The sequence below is a fragment of the Aureibacter tunicatorum genome (genome assembly GCF_036492635.1).
GTDB classification, from domain to species: domain Bacteria; phylum Bacteroidota; class Bacteroidia; order Cytophagales; family Cyclobacteriaceae; genus Aureibacter; species Aureibacter tunicatorum.
Map to the genome: position 1 here is coordinate 1,211,978 of NZ_AP025305.1, position 19,179 is coordinate 1,231,156.

Annotated in this window: 20 protein-coding genes and 1 tRNA gene; 20 read left to right on the top strand and 1 reads right to left on the bottom strand. The window is 38.7% G+C overall.

Annotation, left to right across the window (positions count from 1 at the left end):
* The first annotated feature begins 5 nt into the window (after nt 1-5).
* The 17 genes from AABK36_RS05180 to rplT all read left to right on the top strand — a co-directional run bounded on the left by AABK36_RS05180 (nt 6) and on the right by rplT (nt 15,744).
* Complete coding sequence (locus AABK36_RS05180; protein WP_309941897.1) at nt 6-776, top strand: TatD family hydrolase; 771 nt, start codon at nt 6-8, stop codon at nt 774-776.
* Nucleotides 776-1,837, top strand: coding sequence for an asparaginase (locus AABK36_RS05185; RefSeq protein WP_309941899.1), 1,062 nt, complete (start codon nt 776-778; stop codon nt 1,835-1,837). Before AABK36_RS05180 ends, AABK36_RS05185 begins: the two co-directional genes overlap by 1 nt.
* A gap of 93 nt (nt 1,838-1,930) precedes the next feature.
* Nucleotides 1,931-2,020, top strand: a tRNA-Ser gene (locus tag AABK36_RS05190).
* A 60-nt stretch (nt 2,021-2,080) separates the two neighbouring features.
* Complete coding sequence (locus AABK36_RS05195; protein ID WP_309941900.1) at nt 2,081-2,935, top strand: MotA/TolQ/ExbB proton channel family protein; 855 nt, start codon at nt 2,081-2,083, stop codon at nt 2,933-2,935.
* Nucleotides 2,936-2,976: 41 nt separating this feature from the next.
* Entirely contained in the window at nt 2,977-3,303 is a 327-nt protein-coding gene (locus AABK36_RS05200) for a hypothetical protein (RefSeq protein WP_309941902.1), read from the top strand.
* A gap of 10 nt (nt 3,304-3,313) precedes the next feature.
* Nucleotides 3,314-3,880, top strand: a complete 567-nt coding sequence (locus tag AABK36_RS05205) for an ExbD/TolR family protein (protein WP_309941904.1) — start codon at nt 3,314-3,316, stop codon at nt 3,878-3,880.
* 2 nt (nt 3,881-3,882) lie between these two features.
* Entirely contained in the window at nt 3,883-4,344 is a 462-nt protein-coding gene (locus AABK36_RS05210) for an ExbD/TolR family protein (protein ID WP_309941905.1), read from the top strand.
* Between the two features lie 92 nt (nt 4,345-4,436).
* Complete coding sequence (locus tag AABK36_RS05215) at nt 4,437-5,465, top strand: cation diffusion facilitator family transporter (protein ID WP_309941907.1); 1,029 nt, start codon at nt 4,437-4,439, stop codon at nt 5,463-5,465.
* 118 nt (nt 5,466-5,583) lie between these two features.
* Nucleotides 5,584-6,042 (top strand): hypothetical protein, encoded by a 459-nt coding sequence (locus AABK36_RS05220; RefSeq protein ID WP_309941908.1) that lies wholly within the window; start codon nt 5,584-5,586, stop codon nt 6,040-6,042.
* 31 nt (nt 6,043-6,073) lie between these two features.
* Nucleotides 6,074-7,936 (top strand): DNA topoisomerase IV subunit B, encoded by a 1,863-nt coding sequence (locus AABK36_RS05225; protein WP_309941910.1) that lies wholly within the window; start codon nt 6,074-6,076, stop codon nt 7,934-7,936.
* Nucleotides 7,937-7,955: 19 nt separating this feature from the next.
* Nucleotides 7,956-10,517 carry a DNA gyrase/topoisomerase IV subunit A gene (locus tag AABK36_RS05230; protein WP_309941912.1) on the top strand — a complete coding sequence of 854 codons (2,562 nt, stop codon included), beginning with the start codon at nt 7,956-7,958 and terminating at the stop codon, nt 10,515-10,517.
* Between the two features lie 8 nt (nt 10,518-10,525).
* On the top strand, nt 10,526-11,227 hold the full coding sequence (locus AABK36_RS05235; RefSeq protein WP_309941913.1) for a TrmH family RNA methyltransferase: 702 nt from the start codon (nt 10,526-10,528) through the stop codon (nt 11,225-11,227).
* Nucleotides 11,205-12,332 carry a tetratricopeptide repeat protein gene (locus AABK36_RS05240; RefSeq protein WP_309941914.1) on the top strand — a complete coding sequence of 376 codons (1,128 nt, stop codon included), beginning with the start codon at nt 11,205-11,207 and terminating at the stop codon, nt 12,330-12,332. Before AABK36_RS05235 ends, AABK36_RS05240 begins: the two co-directional genes overlap by 23 nt.
* 33 nt (nt 12,333-12,365) lie before the next feature.
* A complete protein-coding gene (gene thrS / locus AABK36_RS05245; protein WP_309941915.1) occupies nt 12,366-14,303 on the top strand; it encodes a threonine--tRNA ligase in 1,938 nt (645 codons plus the stop codon).
* A 187-nt stretch (nt 14,304-14,490) separates the two neighbouring features.
* The gene (gene infC / locus AABK36_RS05250; RefSeq protein WP_309941916.1) at nt 14,491-15,006 is read left to right on the top strand and encodes a translation initiation factor IF-3; all 516 of its coding nucleotides are present in this window, start codon (nt 14,491-14,493) and stop codon (nt 15,004-15,006) included.
* Nucleotides 15,007-15,035: 29 nt separating this feature from the next.
* Nucleotides 15,036-15,233 (top strand): 50S ribosomal protein L35, encoded by a 198-nt coding sequence (gene rpmI, locus AABK36_RS05255; protein ID WP_309941917.1) that lies wholly within the window; start codon nt 15,036-15,038, stop codon nt 15,231-15,233.
* A 166-nt stretch (nt 15,234-15,399) separates the two neighbouring features.
* Nucleotides 15,400-15,744 (top strand): 50S ribosomal protein L20, encoded by a 345-nt coding sequence (gene rplT / locus AABK36_RS05260; protein ID WP_309941918.1) that lies wholly within the window; start codon nt 15,400-15,402, stop codon nt 15,742-15,744.
* 56 nt (nt 15,745-15,800) lie between these two features.
* On the opposite strand, the gene AABK36_RS05265 is transcribed toward rplT, so the two are convergent.
* Nucleotides 15,801-16,142 carry a hypothetical protein gene (locus tag AABK36_RS05265; protein WP_309941919.1) on the bottom strand — a complete coding sequence of 114 codons (342 nt, stop codon included), beginning with the start codon at nt 16,140-16,142 and terminating at the stop codon, nt 15,801-15,803.
* A 133-nt stretch (nt 16,143-16,275) separates the two neighbouring features.
* Between AABK36_RS05265 and AABK36_RS05270 the strand changes: the two genes are divergently transcribed.
* The 3 genes from AABK36_RS05270 to AABK36_RS05280 all read left to right on the top strand — a co-directional run bounded on the left by AABK36_RS05270 (nt 16,276) and on the right by AABK36_RS05280 (nt 19,101).
* Nucleotides 16,276-16,851 carry a carboxymuconolactone decarboxylase family protein gene (locus tag AABK36_RS05270; RefSeq protein WP_309941920.1) on the top strand — a complete coding sequence of 192 codons (576 nt, stop codon included), beginning with the start codon at nt 16,276-16,278 and terminating at the stop codon, nt 16,849-16,851.
* A gap of 326 nt (nt 16,852-17,177) precedes the next feature.
* Nucleotides 17,178-17,978 (top strand): RNA ligase family protein, encoded by an 801-nt coding sequence (locus tag AABK36_RS05275; RefSeq protein ID WP_338390310.1) that lies wholly within the window; start codon nt 17,178-17,180, stop codon nt 17,976-17,978.
* Complete coding sequence (locus tag AABK36_RS05280; protein ID WP_309941922.1) at nt 17,956-19,101, top strand: AAA family ATPase; 1,146 nt, start codon at nt 17,956-17,958, stop codon at nt 19,099-19,101. The genes AABK36_RS05275 and AABK36_RS05280 overlap by 23 nt, the downstream gene beginning before the upstream one ends.
* The last annotated feature ends 78 nt before the right edge of the window (nt 19,102-19,179 follow it).

The window sequence follows — 19,179 nt, forward strand, 5'->3', positions numbered from 1 at the left end:
ATATTATGAAATTTGTAGATACACATGCTCATATATATAGCGAAGAGTTTGAGCAGGACGTTGATCAAATTATAGAAGAATGTTTGTCTTCAGGCGTGGAAAAGATATTTATGCCTAATATCGACGAGGATTCAATCCAGAAAATGTTGGCTCTGGAATCAAAATATCCTGAAGTATGTCATCCGATGATTGGCATACATCCATGTTATGTAAAGTCTGATTATCCTCAACAGTTGGAAAGAGTTGAAAAGCTTTTGGGTGAAAGAAATTGGACGGCAGTAGGGGAGATTGGCATTGATCTTTATTGGGATAAGAGCTTGAAAAAAGAGCAGGAATTGGCTTTGGCAATGCAAATTGATATGGCTAAAGAGCATAATTTGCCAATTGTTCTGCATTGCAGAGATTCGTTTGAAGAAACGTATGAAATAGTCAAATCCAAGCAAGATGGAAATCTGGAAGGTATTTTTCATTGCTTTACAGGCAGTGTGGAAGATGCAAGGAAAATTGAGGATTTAGGTTTTTATATAGGAATTGGAGGCGTATCGACATTTAAAAACGGGGGCTTGGATAAGGTTCTCCCTCATGTAGGCTTGGATAGAATCGTATTGGAGACTGACGCGCCTTATCTTTCACCGACTCCATATAGGGGAAAGCGTAATAAACCTTCATATATTCCGTTGATAGCTCAAAGAATCGCTGATTTAAAAGAAGTGAGATTGGAGGAAGTCGCGAAAGTGACAACTGACAATAGTTTGAAAATTTTTAAGAACTTTTGATGCTTAAAATTGAACGAGAAGGACAAGCCAAAGAAGCCGAAGGCTTGGTGCATGTCCTGATTATTTATACTGGCGGAACTATCGGGATGGTTCAAAATGGAGGAGGTGCTTTGGTGCCGATGCCTTTTGACCAGATCATGGAAAAGGTTCCTGAATTGAATAGCATGGATATCGCTTTGGATGTTCATTCATTTGATAAGACAATTGATTCTTCTAATGTGTCTTTTGAAGACTGGAAGAGCATCGCTCGTGTGATTGAAGAAAACTACTTATTGTTTGACAGTTTTGTGGTTTTGCATGGAACGGATACAATGGCTTATTCCGCGTCGGCTTTGAGTTATTTGCTTAAAGGTTTGAATAAGCCTGTGATTTTTACCGGATCTCAAATGCCTATAGGCGCTAGGAGAACTGACGCTCGTGCAAATTTGATTACAGCGATTGAAATAGCGGCTAAGAGAGTAGGTGGAAGGCCTGCTGTTCCGGAAGTTTGCATATATTTCGATTACAAACTGTTCAGAGGAAATAGAGCTCAAAAAGAAAAAAGCAGTTTGTTTGCCGCTTTTGAGTCGGAGAATTACCCGACTTTGGCCAAAGCGGGAATAATGATCGAATATGATTACAATGTAATTATGCCTTATAATCCATATGGTGTTTTGGAGGTGAAATATGATTTTGACCCTAATGTAGCCGTTTTGAGATTATATCCATCCATTACCAAGGAGATTGTCAAGGCAGTGTTGAATGCGGAGAACTTGAGAGGCGTGGTGATTGAATCTTACGGCTCTGGGAATGCTCCAACAGATGCGTGGTTTTTGGATCTGTTGTCTGAGGCCAATGAAAAAGGAATAGTGCTATTTAACGTTTCTCAATGCGCTGGAGGGAAAGTCGTTCATGGTCAATACGCTACAAGCTCGCAACTCGAAAGTAGGGGTGTTTTGAGCGGAAAAGATATTACAACGGAGGCGGCTGTGACAAAATTGATGTATTTGTTGGGCAATATGAAGGAAGTTGATCTGGTCAAGACGTGGCTGGAAGTTCCGTTGGCTGGCGAAATGATATAAAAAAAATACTGGCTTAAAAAACTATTTAGTTCTTGCATAAAGATATTTTTATTGATTTATTTGTGTTCGCTAATTTTAAGCCAGCATTGAAATAGAGAGGTGACCGAGTGGCTGAAGGTGCTCGCCTGGAAAGCGAGTGTGCATCGAGAAGATGTACCGAGGGTTCGAATCCCTTCCTCTCTGCAGATTTTTTAAAAATTTCTTAACTAATCTTTAATACTGAATTTACTTAAAAACTGAACTATGAAAAAGTTATTTTCTTTATTGATGATTGCCGGTGCGATGTCGTTCGGTATTCCTTCAATTACTTTCGCTCAAGATGCTGAAGAGAGCGAGACAATTGCTGTTGATTCAACAGAAGCTGCTGAAGATGGCGGTGTTGCAGAGACAATCGTTGAAGATTCTCCTGCTGCTGAAGCTGAAGCTGTTACTCCTTCTGCTCCTGAAGAGGAAGCAAAGCCAATTGGATTCCGTCAAGCGGTGAAAGAGAAATTCATCGAAGGTGGTCCTGAGTTCATGGGAATTGTATTGATCTGTTTGATTTTAGGTCTTGCTATTGCTATTGAAAGAATCATCACTTTGAACTTGGCTACAACTAACACTAAGAAGTTGTTGGCTAAAGTTGAAGACGCTTTGCAATCAGGTGGAATCGAAGCTGCTAAAGAAGTATGCAAGAACACTAAAGGTCCTGTTGCTTCTATCTTTACTCAAGGTCTTTTGAGATACTCAGAAGGAATCGATATGGTTGAGAAGTCAATCATCGCTTACGGTTCTGTTGAAATGGGTAGAATGGAAAAAGGTCTAGTTTGGATCTCTCTATTTATCTCTTTGGCTCCGATGCTAGGATTCATGGGTACTGTAATTGGTATGATTGGTGCATTTGACGCTATCCAAGCTGCTGGAGACATCTCTCCTTCATTGGTTGCTGGTGGTATTAAAGTAGCCCTATTGACTACAGTAGGTGGTTTGATCGTTGCGATTATCCTTCAGTTGTTCTATAACTATTGTGTTTCTAAAATTGATTCTTTGGTTAACCAAATGGAAGATGCTTCTATTTCTCTAGTAGACTTGCTAGTGAAGCACAACCTTTCTAAATAATATTAGAAACAATTTATCGTTAACTAATCAAAGAAACAATAATGGAGAATTTAGTAGATATAGGATTAAATTTGACTTACTTCTTGCTAGGTGTTTCTATCCTTGCAGCTGTAGTCATGCCGTTAATCAACGCTATTGGTGATCCTAAGTCCATCCTAAAATTCGCTGGAGCTATTGTGGTTTTGGCTGTTGTTTTTGGGATATCTTATAGTGTCGCTGGTAACGAAGTATTGGCTACTTACACTAAAGCTGGTGTAGGTGCTACTGGATCGCAAGTAGTTGGTGGTATGTTGAATATGACATACGTATTGACTTTCGTTGCTGTAGTAGGTATGGTATATACCGAATTTCATAAGATTATTAAATAAATAGCTTTTTATGAAGAAATCTAAGAGAGCTTCAGCTGAGGTGAACGCTGGTTCGATGGCCGATATCGCTTTCTTGCTTTTGATCTTCTTCTTGGTGACTACAACAATCGCATCGGATAAAGGTATCTTGTTGCTATTGCCACCAAAAGCGGATCCGAATGAAGAACAAATCGATGTTAAGATTAAGGATAAGAACTTATTCAAAATCTTGGTGAACTCGAGCGATAGAGTGCTAGTGAATGGCGAGCCTTGGACGCAACCACTGGAGAACTTGAAGCCTAAGGTGCAGGAATTTGTATTAAATAATGGAAGAAAAGAAGACTTATCTGAAAGTCCGAAAAAAGCCATTGTTTCATTCAAAACTGACCGTGGTACAAGTTATGAAAAATTCATAGGAATACTTGATGTGCTTCACTTATCTTATAATGAGATATATGCGAAGAAAATGGGTATGACTTTGGAAGAATTCAATAATTTCGATAGGAAAGATGCTGATAAAAAGGATAAATACGATGAGATTCGTAAGACTATTCCTAAGCAGATTTCAATTGCTGAACCATCTAAAATCGGTAACTAATTATGTCGAAGTTTAAGAAAAAAACCGGAACTAGTCAGGAGATCCCTACATCAGCATTGCCAGATATTATCTTCATGCTTTTGTTCTTCTTCATGGTAACAACTGTGATGAGAACGGATGACTTGTTGATTACGCAAAAATTGCCTCAGGCAAGCCAGCTGAGTAAGATCGAAAAGAAATCTCTGGTAAGTTACATATTTATTGGTACTCCAAAGGAAGTAACAAAATATGGTGATGAGCCTAAGATTCAAGCAAATGGAGTTTTGATGGAACCTGAAGATATCGCTTTGTTCGTGGAGCAGGAGAAAACAAAACTACCGGAGTCGGATAGAAATAAGATTACAATGTCAATGAAAATTTCGCAAGAAGCGAAAATGGGTATTGTAACAGACGTTCAAGAGGAACTAAAGAAAGCGAATGCTCGTAAGATCCTTTACGCTTCCACTCCAAAACTAGTGAAATAAGATTGATGAAAATCAATAGAAATATTAAAAACCGATTCTGAAAAGAATCGGTTTTTTTTGTTTTTAGCCCTTTCAAAAAAATAATTTAGGCTATGGATAATAAAATCGACTTCAATAAAAACTTAAGTGTTCAGATAATCGCTGTGAGCGTGAGTGTATTGTTGCTATTGGTGAAGTTAGTTGCTTACTATTATACTTCCTCCATGTCGATACTTACTGATGCTTTGGAGTCGATTGTGAATGTCGTAGCGGGAGTTTTTTCATTTTATAGCTTGTTTCTGGTTTCTTTTCCAAAAGATAAAAATCATCCGTATGGTCATGGGAAGATAGAGTTTATCGCTTCTGGAATTGAAGGAGCAATGATAGGTTTTGCCGGTTTAGCAATGATTGTAAAGTCTATTCACGGCTTTTTTAATCCTCATGAATTGGAAAGTCTAGATTTAGGTTTGGCTTTGATTTTATTTACGGGTATGGTGAATTATTTTTTAGGCAGATATATGGTTAAGCAAGGAGAGAGCAATCATTCAGTGACTTTGATCGCAAGCGGCAAGCATTTGAAGTCTGATGCATATTCTACCGTTGGCTTGGTTTTAGGCCTTGCTGCAATTATGCTCACCGGATATGAATTTTTGGATAATGCTATGGCTATAGTCTTTGGCTTGATCATTTTAGTTACAGGGGTGAAAATTGTCAGAAAATCCATAGCCGGTATCATGGACGAGGCGGATTACAAAGAAGTTGAGAAAGTCGTTGAGATGCTAAGCAAGCATCGAAGAGATGAATGGATAGATGTTCATAATTTGAGAATTATTAAATACGGCCCGGCTTTGCATGTTGATTGTCATGTGACCTTGCCAAGGTATTACGAGCTGGAAAAGGCTCATGACCTTGTTGATAGCATTGAAAAGCTTGCTGGTGAGGAGTCTGAAGTGCCTATAGAGTTCTTTATACATGCGGATCCATGTTTGCCATCTGCTTGCGAGATATGCAGAGTAAAGGATTGTCCTGCAAGGCAATTTGAATTTAAAGAAGCTGTGGAATGGAACTTGGCTAATGTCATGCAGGTGAATAGACATGAGTATCAGAAAAATATTGGTGTTGAGGAAGAATTAGTTGGCTAAATTTGTTAGTGCTCTTTTTTTTAGTTTTTTATTCCTTATATTGCTAAACCTTTGATAATGCACTTCTATTTTTTTAATTTGTGTTTTTAGTGAGTTGAAAGATTAAAATTGTAGATGCATGGATAAGGTTGTTTCGCCCTTAAGGGCTGTGACATTGATAGTGTTTGTTGGAGTATTGTTGTATATATACTCAGGATTGCCAAACAGCGTATTGGTAGGGAGTGCGGATGTAAGCCAGTTGGATGACATGGTAAGTCGCAATGAATTTTTTTATGGAACAGTTGTGTTCGTGCTGATAGCCAATTTGGCTTTTTTAGTTTTGGGTAACCTGATGAAGCAAAATATATCTTCTTCCGCCAGACCTGCATTGATAAAGGGGGTAGTGGAATGGCTAGCAGGGTTTAATGCGATTCTTAATTTAATATTCACGCTTAGCGTGGTGTTTATAGGAATGTTGAATAACAATGACATCAAGGATTTGAGTATTGCCTCGCCATTAATTTATGCGATGTCAGGATTGTTTTTAATCGGTTTGGCTTGGCTTGTTAAAGTGTTGTTGATGAGCAAAAGCAAGTAGAAGCGGATTCTTTTGTAGAAATAAAATATAAATGGCTGAAAATAAATCAAATTATACAGAAGATAGTATCCGGTCGTTGGACTGGAAAGAACATATTAGGCTGAGGCCCGGAATGTACATCGGTAAATTGGGGGACGGTTCCGCTCAAGACGATGGTATTTACGTGTTGGTGAAGGAAATCATTGATAACTGCATCGATGAGCACGTGATGGGATTTGGCAAGCAAATTAACATTAGTATTTCAGAGCATCGTGTAGAAGTAAGAGATTATGGAAGAGGAATTCCTTTGGGAAAAGTTGTGGATTGTGTTTCCAAAATCAACACAGGTGGTAAGTATGATTCGAAGGCTTTTCAAAAGTCTGTAGGATTGAATGGTGTGGGTACGAAAGCGGTGAATGCTCTTTCCACATATTTCAAAGTGCAATCATTTAGAGATGGACAAACAAAGTTTGCGGAATTCAATCAAGGGGAACTATTGAATGAAAGCGAGCTAGAGCCAACAAACCAAAAGAATGGCACTTTGATAATTTTTGAACCGGATGATTCGATTTTCAAAAATTATCACTTTATACCTCAATATCTTGATGACCAGATTTGGAACTATGCTTTTCTAAACGCTGGCCTTACAGTAAATTTCAATAATGTAAAATACCATTCGGAAAATGGGTTATTAGATTTATTGCAAAGAAAAACGAATGAGGAAGCATTAAGATATCCAATTGTTCATCTAAAAGGCGATGACATTGAATTGGCTTTGACGCACTCCAACCAATATGGCGAGGAATACTATTCATTTGTTAATGGACAGTTTACTACTCAAGGAGGAACGCATCTTCAGGCATTCAGGGAAGCTTTGGTGAAGACGGTTAGGGACTTCTATGGAAAAAATTATGACGCGACGGATGTTCGCGCTAGCATAGTGGCTTCCGTGTCTGTGAGAGTTATGGAACCTGTGTTTGAGTCGCAGACAAAGACGAAATTGGGGTCGCAGGCAGTAGGACCTGACGGACCAACGATGAGAGTCTTTGTGAATGACTTTGTGAAAAAGTCATTGGATGATTACCTGCACAAGCATGCTGATGTTGCCGAAGCTTTGCAAAAGAGAATTTTGCAGTCGGAAAGAGAACGAAAAGAAATTTCCGGCATTAAGAAGCTGGCTAATGAAAGAGCTAAAAAGGCTAACCTGCATAATAAGAAACTTCGAGATTGCAGAATGCACTACAATGATGTAAAAGCTAAAAATCCTGAAGACACAATGATTTTCATTACCGAGGGGGATTCCGCAAGTGGATCTATCACCAAGTCTAGGGATGTGCAGACTCAAGCAGTATTTAGTTTGAGGGGGAAACCGTTGAATTGTTTCAATCTTACGAAGAAGGTAGTATATGAAAATGAAGAATTCAACTTGTTGCAACACGCTTTGAATATTGAAGATGGAATAGATGGCTTGAGGTACAGAAAAATTGTAATCGCTACCGATGCTGATGTTGATGGCATGCATATACGCTTGTTGTTGATGACATTCTTCTTGCAGTTTTTTCCTGACGTGGTTAAAAATGGACATTTGTTTATTTTAGAAACGCCGCTTTTCAGAGTGAGAAATAAAAAGGAAACGATTTATTGTTATTCGGAAGCAGAAAAGCAAAAAGCTACTAATAAGCTCGGAGCAAAGGCGGAAGTGACAAGATTCAAGGGACTTGGCGAGATTTCTCCTAATGAGTTTGGCGATTTCATCGGTGAAAATATAAGGTTGGAGCCTGTGATACTGCAAAAGCAAACTTCGATTGAGCAATTGCTTACATTCTACATGGGTAAAAATACACCTAACCGACAGAATTTCATCATAGACAATCTTAGAGTAGAAAAGGATGTGATTGATGAAATCGCGTCTTAGTTTGAAATTGGAATTTTAAATGGAAGATAATAATTCAAATATAGACCCATTAGGTCAAAAAAAAGACGACTCTTTGCATGACGCTCTTGTTGTGTCGGGCATGTACCAAAACTGGTTTTTGGATTACGCATCCTATGTAATACTCGAAAGAGCGGTGCCTTCGATACAAGATGGATTCAAGCCTGTGCAGCGTAGAATTATGCACGCTATGAAAGAGCTTGATGATGGACGTTATAACAAGGTTGCAAATATCATAGGGCATACCATGCAATTTCACCCGCATGGTGATGCGGCTATTGGCGATGCTATTGTCCATATGGGGCAAAAGGATTTGTTGATCGATACGCAGGGTAACTGGGGAGATGTAAGGACTGGAGACAGGGCAGCCGCGCCAAGATATATTGAAGCAAGGCTTTCAAAGTTTGCATTGGCGGTATTGTTCAACAAGCAGACTACTGATTGGCAACTTTCTTATGATGGACGTAAGAATGAGCCTATAAATTTGCCAGTGAAATTTCCACTTTTATTGGCGCAAGGCGTTGAAGGTATCGCAGTAGGTCTCTCCACGAAGATATTGCCGCATAACTTTATCGAGCTGATTGAAGCGTCTATTAATTTGCTTAAAGGCAAGAATGTTGAAATTTATCCTGATTTTCCGACAGGTGGCATGGCTGACTTTACGGATTATAATCAAGGTAAGAGAGGAGGCAAGGTAAGAGTAAGGGCGAAGATTGAAGCAGTAGATAAAAAAACGCTGGCGATCAAAGATATTCCATTTGGCACGACAACGAATAGCTTGATCGAGTCTATTATCAAAGCCAATGACAAAGGAAAAATCAAGGTCAAGAAAGTTGTCGATAATACGGCAAAGGATGTGGAGATTTTGGTCCATTTGGCTCCTAACCAATCGCCGGATTTGCTGATAGACGCTTTGTATGCCTTTACGGATTGTGAAGTTTCAATTTCGCCAAATGCTTGTGTGATCATTGGCGAAAAACCAGCTTTTCTGGGCGTTGATGATATACTTAGAACATGCAATGAACAGACGGTTTCTTTGTTGACTAGGGAGCTGGAGATAAAGAGAGACGAGCTTAAGGAAAAATATTTATTCTCTTCTTTGGAAAAAATATTCATTGAGAATAGAATATATAGAGATATTGAAGAGTGTGAAACGTGGGAAGCTGTTCTTCAAACGATTGATAAAGGCTTGGAGCCTTTTAAACCTGAATTTTATAGAGAAATCAATGATGAGGACATTGTAAGACTCACAGAGATTAAGATCAAGCGTATATCTAAATTCGACTCTTTCAAAGCGGATGAGTTGATGAAGAATATCGAAGAAGAACTTCAGGAAACGGAATATCATTTGGCGCATATTGTTGATTTTGCAATTGCGTACTATCAGGATTTGTTGAAAAGGTTCGGCAAAGGCAAAGAGCGAAAGACGGAAATCAGAAGTTTTGAAAATATTGATGCTACGGCAGTAGCTGCCAGCAATGTCAAGCTTTATGTCAATCGCAAGGAAGGTTTCATAGGAACATCTCTTAAAAAGGATGAGTTTGTCGCGGATTGCTCTGATATTGACGATATTTTGGTGTTTAGAAGAGACGGAAGATGCTTGGTGACCAAGAACTCTGATAAAGTATTTGTCGGCAAGGATATCATTCATGTTGAAGTTTTCAAGCGCAATGATGAACGCAAGGTTTTCAATTTGGTTTATCTGGACGGAGATTCTGGAAGAACTATGATCAAACGTTTTCAAGTCTTGACGGTAACTCGTGACCGTGAATACGAATTGATCAAAGGAGGAAAGAAGTCTAAGGTGCTATACTTCTCTGCTAATCCAAATGGTGAGGCTGAGATTATCAAAGTGAAGCTAACGGCAGGTTGTGCGGCTAGAACGAAGATATTCGAATATGATTTCGCGGAATTGGATATTAAGGGAAGAGCTGCTGCTGGAAATATTTTGACTAAATATTCTCTGGCGAGAAACGGCATCACAAAAATATCTGATGGAGCTTCGACTCTTGGAGGCATTGAAGTTTGGTATGACAGTACTGTTGGACGACTGAATAATGATGGGAGAGGCAAGAGTTTAGGGAAATTCTCGGGTGACAGGTTGATTGCTTTTTACAAGGATGGAACATATGAGTTGCAAACATATGAGCCTTCTCTAAGATTTGATATTGAGACTTTGATGCACTTGGAGAAATTCGATGAGGAAAGCGTTTTCTCTGCGATCTATTTCGATGGAGCTCAGAAGGAATATTTTGCCAAGAGATTTAGAGTTGAGACTTCAACATTGAACAAGCGATTCAAGTTCATATCTGATCATAGAAGGTCAGAGTTGCGTGTGGTGAGTTCTTCGGATGCGCCGCAAGTGGAAATAGCTTATACTCCGCAAGGCACTAGAAAAAAGCAAACTTCAATATATGACATGGATTTGTTGGATACTGTCAAAGGTTGGAAATCCATAGGGAATAAGCTTGGCATAGGCAAAATATCCATGATCAAGTTGCTTGAGGAACAAAATCAGTCAGCTGGAGACGATAAGGAACAGTTGGGCTTATTTGGCAAATGATTTGAAAAATGACTGAAGAAAATATACTAAGCCCTGATGACAGGGCTTTTTGTGATTATTTGGAAGGGGTAATTACTGAGCATAAAAGAAATCTAATACATACTGTTCTTCAGGATAGAACGCGTTGGGTTTCTGTTGTATTGGAAAATATCTATAAACCTCATAATGCCAGCGCTATCATGAGAACTTGCGATTGCTTTGGCGTTCAAGATTTGTATATGATCGAACAGGAAAGTCAATACAGGCTAAATCCATATGTGGCCAAAGGAGCCGGGAGATGGGTGGATGTTCATCAGTTTCATGAAGAGAATACCTCTAATACAAGGCTTTGTTATGAGCAATTGAAAGCAAAAGGATATAAAATTTATGCGACATCTCCTCATGCCGAAGGAGTGAGTGTGTCTGATATTCCTTTGGATCAAAAAGTAGCAATAGTGCTGGGGAATGAGCATCAAGGTTTGAGTGATGAGGCCTTGGAGCTTGCAGACGCGTATGTGACTCTTCCGATGTATGGATTCACAGAAAGTTTTAACATTTCGGTTACCGCGGCTATTTGCCTTCATGATTTGACTGAGAGGTTGCATAAGTCGGATATTGAATTTAAGTTGAATGAAAATGAAAAGGAAGCTTTGAAATATCATTGGTATCAGAGCTTGGTTAAAAATTTGCCTAAACACAGGAAAGGTTTTGAAAACAAAAAGTCTTCATAAGTTCAAGAGCAGAGTTTTTTCGAGTTTGATGATACTCGTTTTATTTTGCGCATTCGCATCGTGCCAGCCGGAGTTTGGCAGAGAAAAGATGAAGTCTCCGCCGGTTTTTGATCGTGAATATTATCAAGAATACCTGGAAGAGCTTAACGGAAAAATTATAAGAAATACACAAGATCCTAGAATTTATTTTCAAAAAGCGAAAGTGTCGATGCTATTGGGAGATAGCATTGCAGCTCTTCGTGCTATGGATAAGGCCGTGGAGCTTGACTCAGCGTCCTTGGAGATGAAGCAGTTTTACACAGGTATGTTGTTGAGAGTTGGAGATGTGGGGAAAGCTGTTCAATACGCTGAAGACTTGTATGAGAGCGGAGATCGTTCGTTTTCAGTACTGAGCATTTTAGCCCAAGGGAAATTCGAGCAAGGAGAGGATTCTGCCGCTTTCGAGTATGTCGGGCAGGCGTTGGCCTTGCGAAACGAGTCGCCGAATATGCTTTCTTTGCTAGGTTATTTGGATCTAAGAAAATCCGATACATTAGGCGCTGAGCAGGCCTGGCAACGAAGTTTGAGGTCTCAATTTGATGATCAGATTTACCATAGTTTATTCGATCTGTATTTAAGCGAGCAGGATTCTAGCAAAGTCATGTCTTTGAAAAATGAATTTGAAGGCAATGTGACGGATTCGATTCAAAAAGCGATTGATGATGCGCTGTACTATCAGTTGATAGGCAAGAATAAAGAAGCATTGGGTGCTTTGCAAAGTCAATATGAAAAAGATACAAGCAATATCCGGCTTTTGAAGTTGTTGAGTGATGGATACTTGAGCTTGAACTTTTATGATTCCGCGATTTATTATGCTCAAAAAGGGATTGCGATTGACAGCACGCAAGTGGATTTCTTTGTGATCGAAGCAAAGTCTTATGAAAGTAAATTTTGGTATACATCTGCTATTGAATTTTATCAAAAAGCGTTAAATTTAAGTCCTGCAGATTCGGCTTTAATTCGGGATATGGATAATGTCCGCAGAAAAAGAGAATTTGTAAGAAGGAAAAAGGAGCTGGAGTCCAAAGAGGAAGTCGCTCCTATAAAACACATCAATAGTTTGTAGTATTGATAATGAAATTTTAAAACAACAACAAAAATGGTAAAAATTACATTGCCTGATGGAAGTATTAGAGAATACGAATCAGGCGTGACAAGTGCTCAAATCGCTTCCAGTATTAGCGAAGGTTTAGCAAGAAATGTATTGTCAGCTAAAGTAAATGGTGAGGTTTGGGATAGTTCCCGACCAATCAACGAAGATTCTGAAGTTCAGCTTTTGACATGGAATGACGCCGATGGAAAACAAACATACTGGCACTCCAGCGCTCACTTGCTAGCGGAAGCTTTGGAAGCGCTTTATCCAGGCATTAAGTTCGGTATTGGGCCTAGCATTGATACTGGGTTCTATTATGACGTGGATTTTGGCGATATCGAATTTTCGGCGGATGATTTGGAAAAAGTCGAGAAAAAAATGCAGGAGCTTGCCAAGCAGAAAAATCAGTACATCAGAACTGAGGTAAGCAAAGCTGATGCCATTGATTATTTTACAAAAAAAGGCGATGAGTATAAGTTAGAGCTTATCGATGGTTTGGAAGACGGATCGATTACATTCTACCAACAAGGTGAGTTTGTCGATCTTTGTCGTGGACCGCATATTCCTCATACAGGCATGATCAAGTCTGTGAAGCTAATGACAGTGGCTGGAGCTTACTGGAGAGGCGATGAGAAGAACAAAATGCTTACTCGTATTTACGGTGTTACATTTCCTAAGAAAAAGGAATTGACAGAATACCTTGAAATGATCGAGGAAGCGAAGAAGAGAGATCATAGAAAGTTAGGAAAAGAGCTTGAATTGTTCACTTTCTCTGAGAAAGTCGGCATGGGCATGCCTCTTTGGTTGCCAAAAGGCACATTGTTGAGGGATCGCTTGACGGATTTCTTGAAAAAAGCGCAAGTTAAAGCTGGATACCAAGGAGTAATTACTCCTCATATTGGACATAAGGATTTGTATGTGACTTCTGGTCACTATGAGAAATATGGAGAGGATTCTTTCCAACCGATCAAGACTCCTCATGAAGGCGAGGAATATCTTTTGAAGCCGATGAACTGTCCGCATCACTGTGAAATATTCAAGTCAAGACCAAGGTCTTATAAGGAATTGCCTTTGCGACTTGCTGAATTTGGAACAGTATACAGATACGAGCAACATGGAGAATTGCATGGCTTGACACGTGTGAGATCATTTACTCAAGATGACGCGCATATTTTCTGTCGTCCGGATCAGGTGAAAGAAGAGTTCAAGAAAGTGGTTGATTTGGTATTGTATGTTTTCAACGCCTTAGGGTTTGATGATTACACTGCTCAGATATCATTGCGTGATCCTGAAAATAAAGCGAAATACATAGGAGACGATAAGCTTTGGGAAGAGGCCGAGGCAGCTATCGCTGAAGCCGCTGAAGAGAAAGGCTTAAAGACTGTGACAGAACTTGGCGAGGCGGCTTTTTATGGACCGAAGCTTGACTTTATGGTCAAAGACGCTCTTGGCCGTAGCTGGCAGTTGGGTACTATTCAGGTGGATTATCAATTGCCGCAAAGGTTCGAGTTGGAATATGTAGGGAACGATAACCAAAAGCACCGTCCAGTAATGATTCATAGAGCTCCATTTGGCTCGTTGGAAAGATTTACAGCGGTATTGATCGAACATTGCGCTGGCAAGTTCCCATTATGGTTGGCTCCTGAGCAAGTAGCGGTATTGCCTATTTCTGAAAAGTTTGAAGAGTATGCAGAGAAGGTATACGGCGCTTTCCAAGAAGGAGATATCACTGGCTATGTGGATCATAGAGATGAAAAAATAGGAAGAAAAATACGCGATGCTGAGGTGAAGCGTATTCCGTATATGCTTATTGTGGGAGAAAAAGAGGCTGAAAGCCAGACAGTTTCGATCAGAAAGCAAGGAGAAGGAGATATTGGAACTTTTAGCATTGAAGAAGCGGTGGCTTATTTCAAAAATGAAATCAAACAAAGCATAGAAGGTTAAGTTAATATATGTCATTCTGCGTCTTTTGAGTTTTTTTGAGGAAAAAAAATGATAAAGACGCAGAATTGATTTTCAAATTTTTTGTTTTTAAAAAAAATAATGATATTTGCATTCTCAAAATTTTTAAACATAAAAGGAGGTAACAATCAGCAAACAAAGGAGATCTAACAATCGCGGTCGAGTTAGGGTGGAAGAACCTTACAGAGTTAATGGAAAAATTACCGCAAGAGAAGTAAGAGTAGTAGGTGAAAATGTGGAGCAAGGCGTATATCCGGTATCGGAGGCGATAAAAGTTGCGCAAGCGCATGGCTTAGATTTGGTAGAAATATCGCCTAAAGCTGATCCTCCGGTTTGTAAGGTTATCGACTACTCTAAATTCAAGTACGAGCAAAAGAAGAAGCAAAAAGAGATCAAAGCGAAGGCTCAGAAGACAGTTCTTAAAGAAATTAGATTCGGACCTAATACTGATGATCACGATTTCAACTTCAAATTGAAGCATGCCCAAAACTTCCTTAACGAAGGATGCAAAGTAAAGGCTTATGTGCACTTTGTCGGGCGTACTATTGTCTTCAAGGAACGTGGAGAAATATTATTGCTTAAGTTCGCTCAGGCCTTGGAAGAGGTGGCTAAAGTAGATCAGCTTCCTAAGTTGGAAGGAAAGAGGATGATCATTATGCTTTCGCCTAAAGTGAAGAAGAAATAATTATTTTACTATTTTAATAAATAACGATTATGCCAAAGGTTAAAACTAAATCTGGAGCTAAAAAGAGATTTAAGCTTACAGGTACAGGAAAAATCAAGAGAAAGCACGCATTCAAAAGCCATATCTTGACTAAGAAAGAAACTAAGCAAAAGAGAAATCTTACGAAAGCTGGTTTGGTTCACAAGTCGGATGAGAGCAACGTGAAAGCGATGTTGAGAATCGGATAAGATTCTACAAATGGTGGGAAGATATGAGCGGATTGCTTTTGGAATCGTCAAGTATTGGATCACTTCTATATTTAAATCAATGAAACTATTGGTTTCTTAATTTGCAACCCGATGTTTGGTCTCAAGTGCCTGCAAAGGACACCAAATCGTCAAAAAATTAAAAATTATGCCTAGATCAGTAAATACCGTTGCTTCAAGAGCACGTAGAAAAAGAGTATTAAAGTTAGCTAAAGGTTACTTTGGCAGAAGAAAGAATGTATGGACAGTAGCGAAAAATGCTGTTGAAAAAGGTCTTGGATACGCGTACCGTGACAGAAAAGTTAAGAAAAGAGAATTCAGAAAACTTTGGATTCAAAGAATTAACGCTGGTGCGAGACAAGAAGGTCTTTCTTATTCAGCATTGATGGGTGCTTTGAAGAAAGCTAATATCGATCTTAACAGAAAAGTATTGGCTGACCTAGCGCTAAATAATCCTGCAGCTTTCAAAGCAATCGTTGAGAAAGTAAAATAGTATTAAGCTATTAAGCAAAATAATTATATGAGGCCCTGCGGATCGCAGGGCTTTTTTTATGCGTATCTTTTTCTAAGAATTACTTTTTGAACTATTCTTTTGAGAATAAGCAGGCTGAGATTGTGGGCGGGCTTTTCAGATTCCAATGCCGAGACAAATTCCTTTTCTTTGAGATCAATTCTGTAGATCAAGTTCAATAGGCCTTCAAAGTTTTTGTCCAATTGATAGTGAATGTATTTGACAAGCATTTGGTAAAGATCGTTGAGATCATTGTTTTCATTCACTACTAACTCATTGAAATATTCGACAGTTAGTTTTTTTGTGCCTAAAAGGATTTCTTGCCTTTCGTCGGATTTGACTTGATCGAAGTGAATCAGACTTTCGTCAAATGTGCTCATAACAGTTGATGTTTAGTGTCAAGACATTAATAACTTGAAAAATGCCAATGATGTTGAAATTCTCCTCTTGTAAAGTTACTGATAAAAAAACTTAAAAATAGCCGTGAAGTTATCATTGAAAAAAGAAATTATTATGGATTATAACACGGTGATGGAGCGATTGGGATTTGACAAGCACTCCACTTCTATGATTGAGAATTTGATAGCGGAAAGCTATGCGGTCAAATACACGGATCAGTTATTGAAAAATGGGCAATATGTGCTTGACAGCGAAGCATTGAGCGATGAAGAGAAAATTTTATTGATGGTAGGTGTTGCCAATGTTTTGAAGAATAAATCTTTGATTGACGTATTAGTGAAAAAAGCCGTAAAGGAAGAGGTGATACATTTGGATCAAGTTGGTGAAGTATTGGTATTAAGCTCGTCAATGACATTTCATAATACGCTTGGCAAAGTGAGAGGATTTGTAGGAGGAAAGGATTTGGCGGAGCTTGAGGCTCATGATAATTTTCAATTTGATGAACAAAAGAAAATCAGCGACAGAGTAGTGGAGTTGGTTTGTTTAGGTGTTTCTATTACGAATGGATGTAAAATGTGCACAAGAGCACACTTTGATAAGGCTAAAGAGGCTGGAATTGATCAAAAAGAGATGGAATTGGCATTGAATATTGTGGCTTTTGTAAATAGTTTCGACAAACTAGATTATTGAAAAATATGATATCAAAAGCATTTCATCAGAGATGCTTTTGATTTTTTATAATTATTTGTACTTTTGTTGTTAAATAACCACCCTTTAAAGTTTAGAGTCATGTAATTTTCGGTAATAAATATTTTTAAAGACGATCGTTTTGACACGATCCGCGTCTTTGCTTAAGCGTTGGAGTCTGTATTCTACTCCTTGAAATTTAGCGTTTGAGCCACCGTAAATTATTATAAACTAATCCCAATAATTTTCTTAGAGAATCCAGTCATTTTCAAGATGGCTGTGAAATAGTCATGTCTTTTATTTGGGATGCGAATTGATTTCTAAATATCATGAATCAATCTATGAAGTATCCGAGGAGTCTCCATGCTCAAATAAGCAAAGGAACAACCTCGGATGACCGGTTTATGCCCAATGGCTATGTTGAGGCATTTTCCAAAATGAAAAATATAGTGATGACCGAAAAGCTAGACGGTCAAAATAATTGTATTTCTGAAAAAGGAGTTTTTGCCAGATCTCATGCGCAAGTGAGTCGACACCCATGGGACAAGCCTTTGATTGAAAGATGGAATCTTATCAAGGGTGATTTGCAAGACTTGGAAATATTTGGAGAAAATATGTATGGCACACATTCCATAGTTTATGAAGGTCTTGAGTCTTATTTTTATGTATTTGCTGTTAGGAACAAGGACAAATGGTTGTCATGGGATGAGGTAAAATTCATAGCGGAGTGTTTTGATTTTCCTACAGTGCCCGAAATAGGGTTGAAATTTTTATTGAGCGATTTTATTTCTCAGCATAAAGATGAAAATCAAGCATTGGGAGCTTGGCTAAAGGCTAATTTGGGCATGGATTGGGAAGAGAGTGTGCTTACAGCTGGTCAGCTGGGGGGATATGAAGAAATATCCCAAAGACCATGTTCTGAAGGATTTGTAGTGAGAAATGCAGAAGAGTTCAGCACTAATGAAGGAATGTTGCCTGTTTCTAAAAATGAATTTGATAGCTTATTTAAGCTAGTTAGAATGTCTCATGTGAAAACAGATATTCATTGGTCTAAAACATGGAAGCAGGCTAGATTAATTGATTACAACAAGTATAAATGGTATGGCTATGAGTATTTATCTGAAAAGTGATTGGAAAAAATCGATTATAGATATTTCCGATCAGTTTGATTTGGAGGTATTGGCTAAGTCTTATAAGTGGGTGGAACGAATGAAAGGAGTGCCTCAAGATGGAGAGTGGCATGCTGAGGGTGATGTCTTTGTTCATACTGATATGGTTGTGAAAAGCTTGTTGTCGTCCAATTTCTACCAAAGTTTGGAAATGCTTGAGAAGCAAGTGCTGGCAATGTCGGCTGTAATGCATGATATAGAAAAAGTTTCAACAACTGAAGTAGCTGTTATCGACGGCAGGGAGAGGATTATTAGTCCCAAGCACGCGTTAAAGGGAGAAAAAAGAGCTCGTTCGATTTTGTATAGAGATTTTGAAGTGCCTTTTAGAGTAAGAGAGATGATTTCGAAGCTTGTGAGATTGCATGGATTGCCTATTTGGGCAATTGAAAAGAAGAATGCCGCTAAGGATGCCATAAAGTCAAGCTTGATGGTGGATACACGTTTATTGGCAGAATTAGCTCGGGCGGATATCAGAGGCCGAATTTGCAGAGATGCGGAAGAGATAATGCTTAAGATTGATTTATACGAAGAATTATGCAAAGAAAATGACTGCTGGGGAGTTGAAAGAAAGTTTGCTTCCCAAGCTGGAAAGTTTGACTATTTTCAAGGGAAAAGCGACTACGCTGATTATTTGCCTTTTGAAAACTTTGGTTCAAAGGTGATTATGATGTCAGGTTTGCCCGGAAGTGGAAAAGATACTTACATTTCGAAGAATTTTGATCTACCGGTAGTCTCTTTGGATGATATACGGCGTAAATTGAAAATTTCCCCAACGGACAGCAAAGGCAATGGTAGAGTAATTCAGGAAGCCAAGTCTACTGTTAAGGAGTATTTGAGGAAGAAGCAAGCATTTGTTTTCAATGCGACAAATATAACCTCTGATATGAGAGGTCGATGGGTTGATTTGTTCACTACCTACAATGCTTGGATTGAAATGGTTTACGTTGAAGTGCCATATGCTAAACTGCTAAAGCAGAATAATAATCGAGAATTTGCTATACCTCAAGCAGCGCTTGAAAAAATGATTGACAAGCTGGATATTCCTGATGCAACAGAAGCTCATGAAGTGGTATATGCTGTGTAGATAGCAAGTTGGATTTGATAAAAAACGAGATTGTGAAGTGTTGGTAATCTCGTTTTTATTTATATTTTAATAAAATTA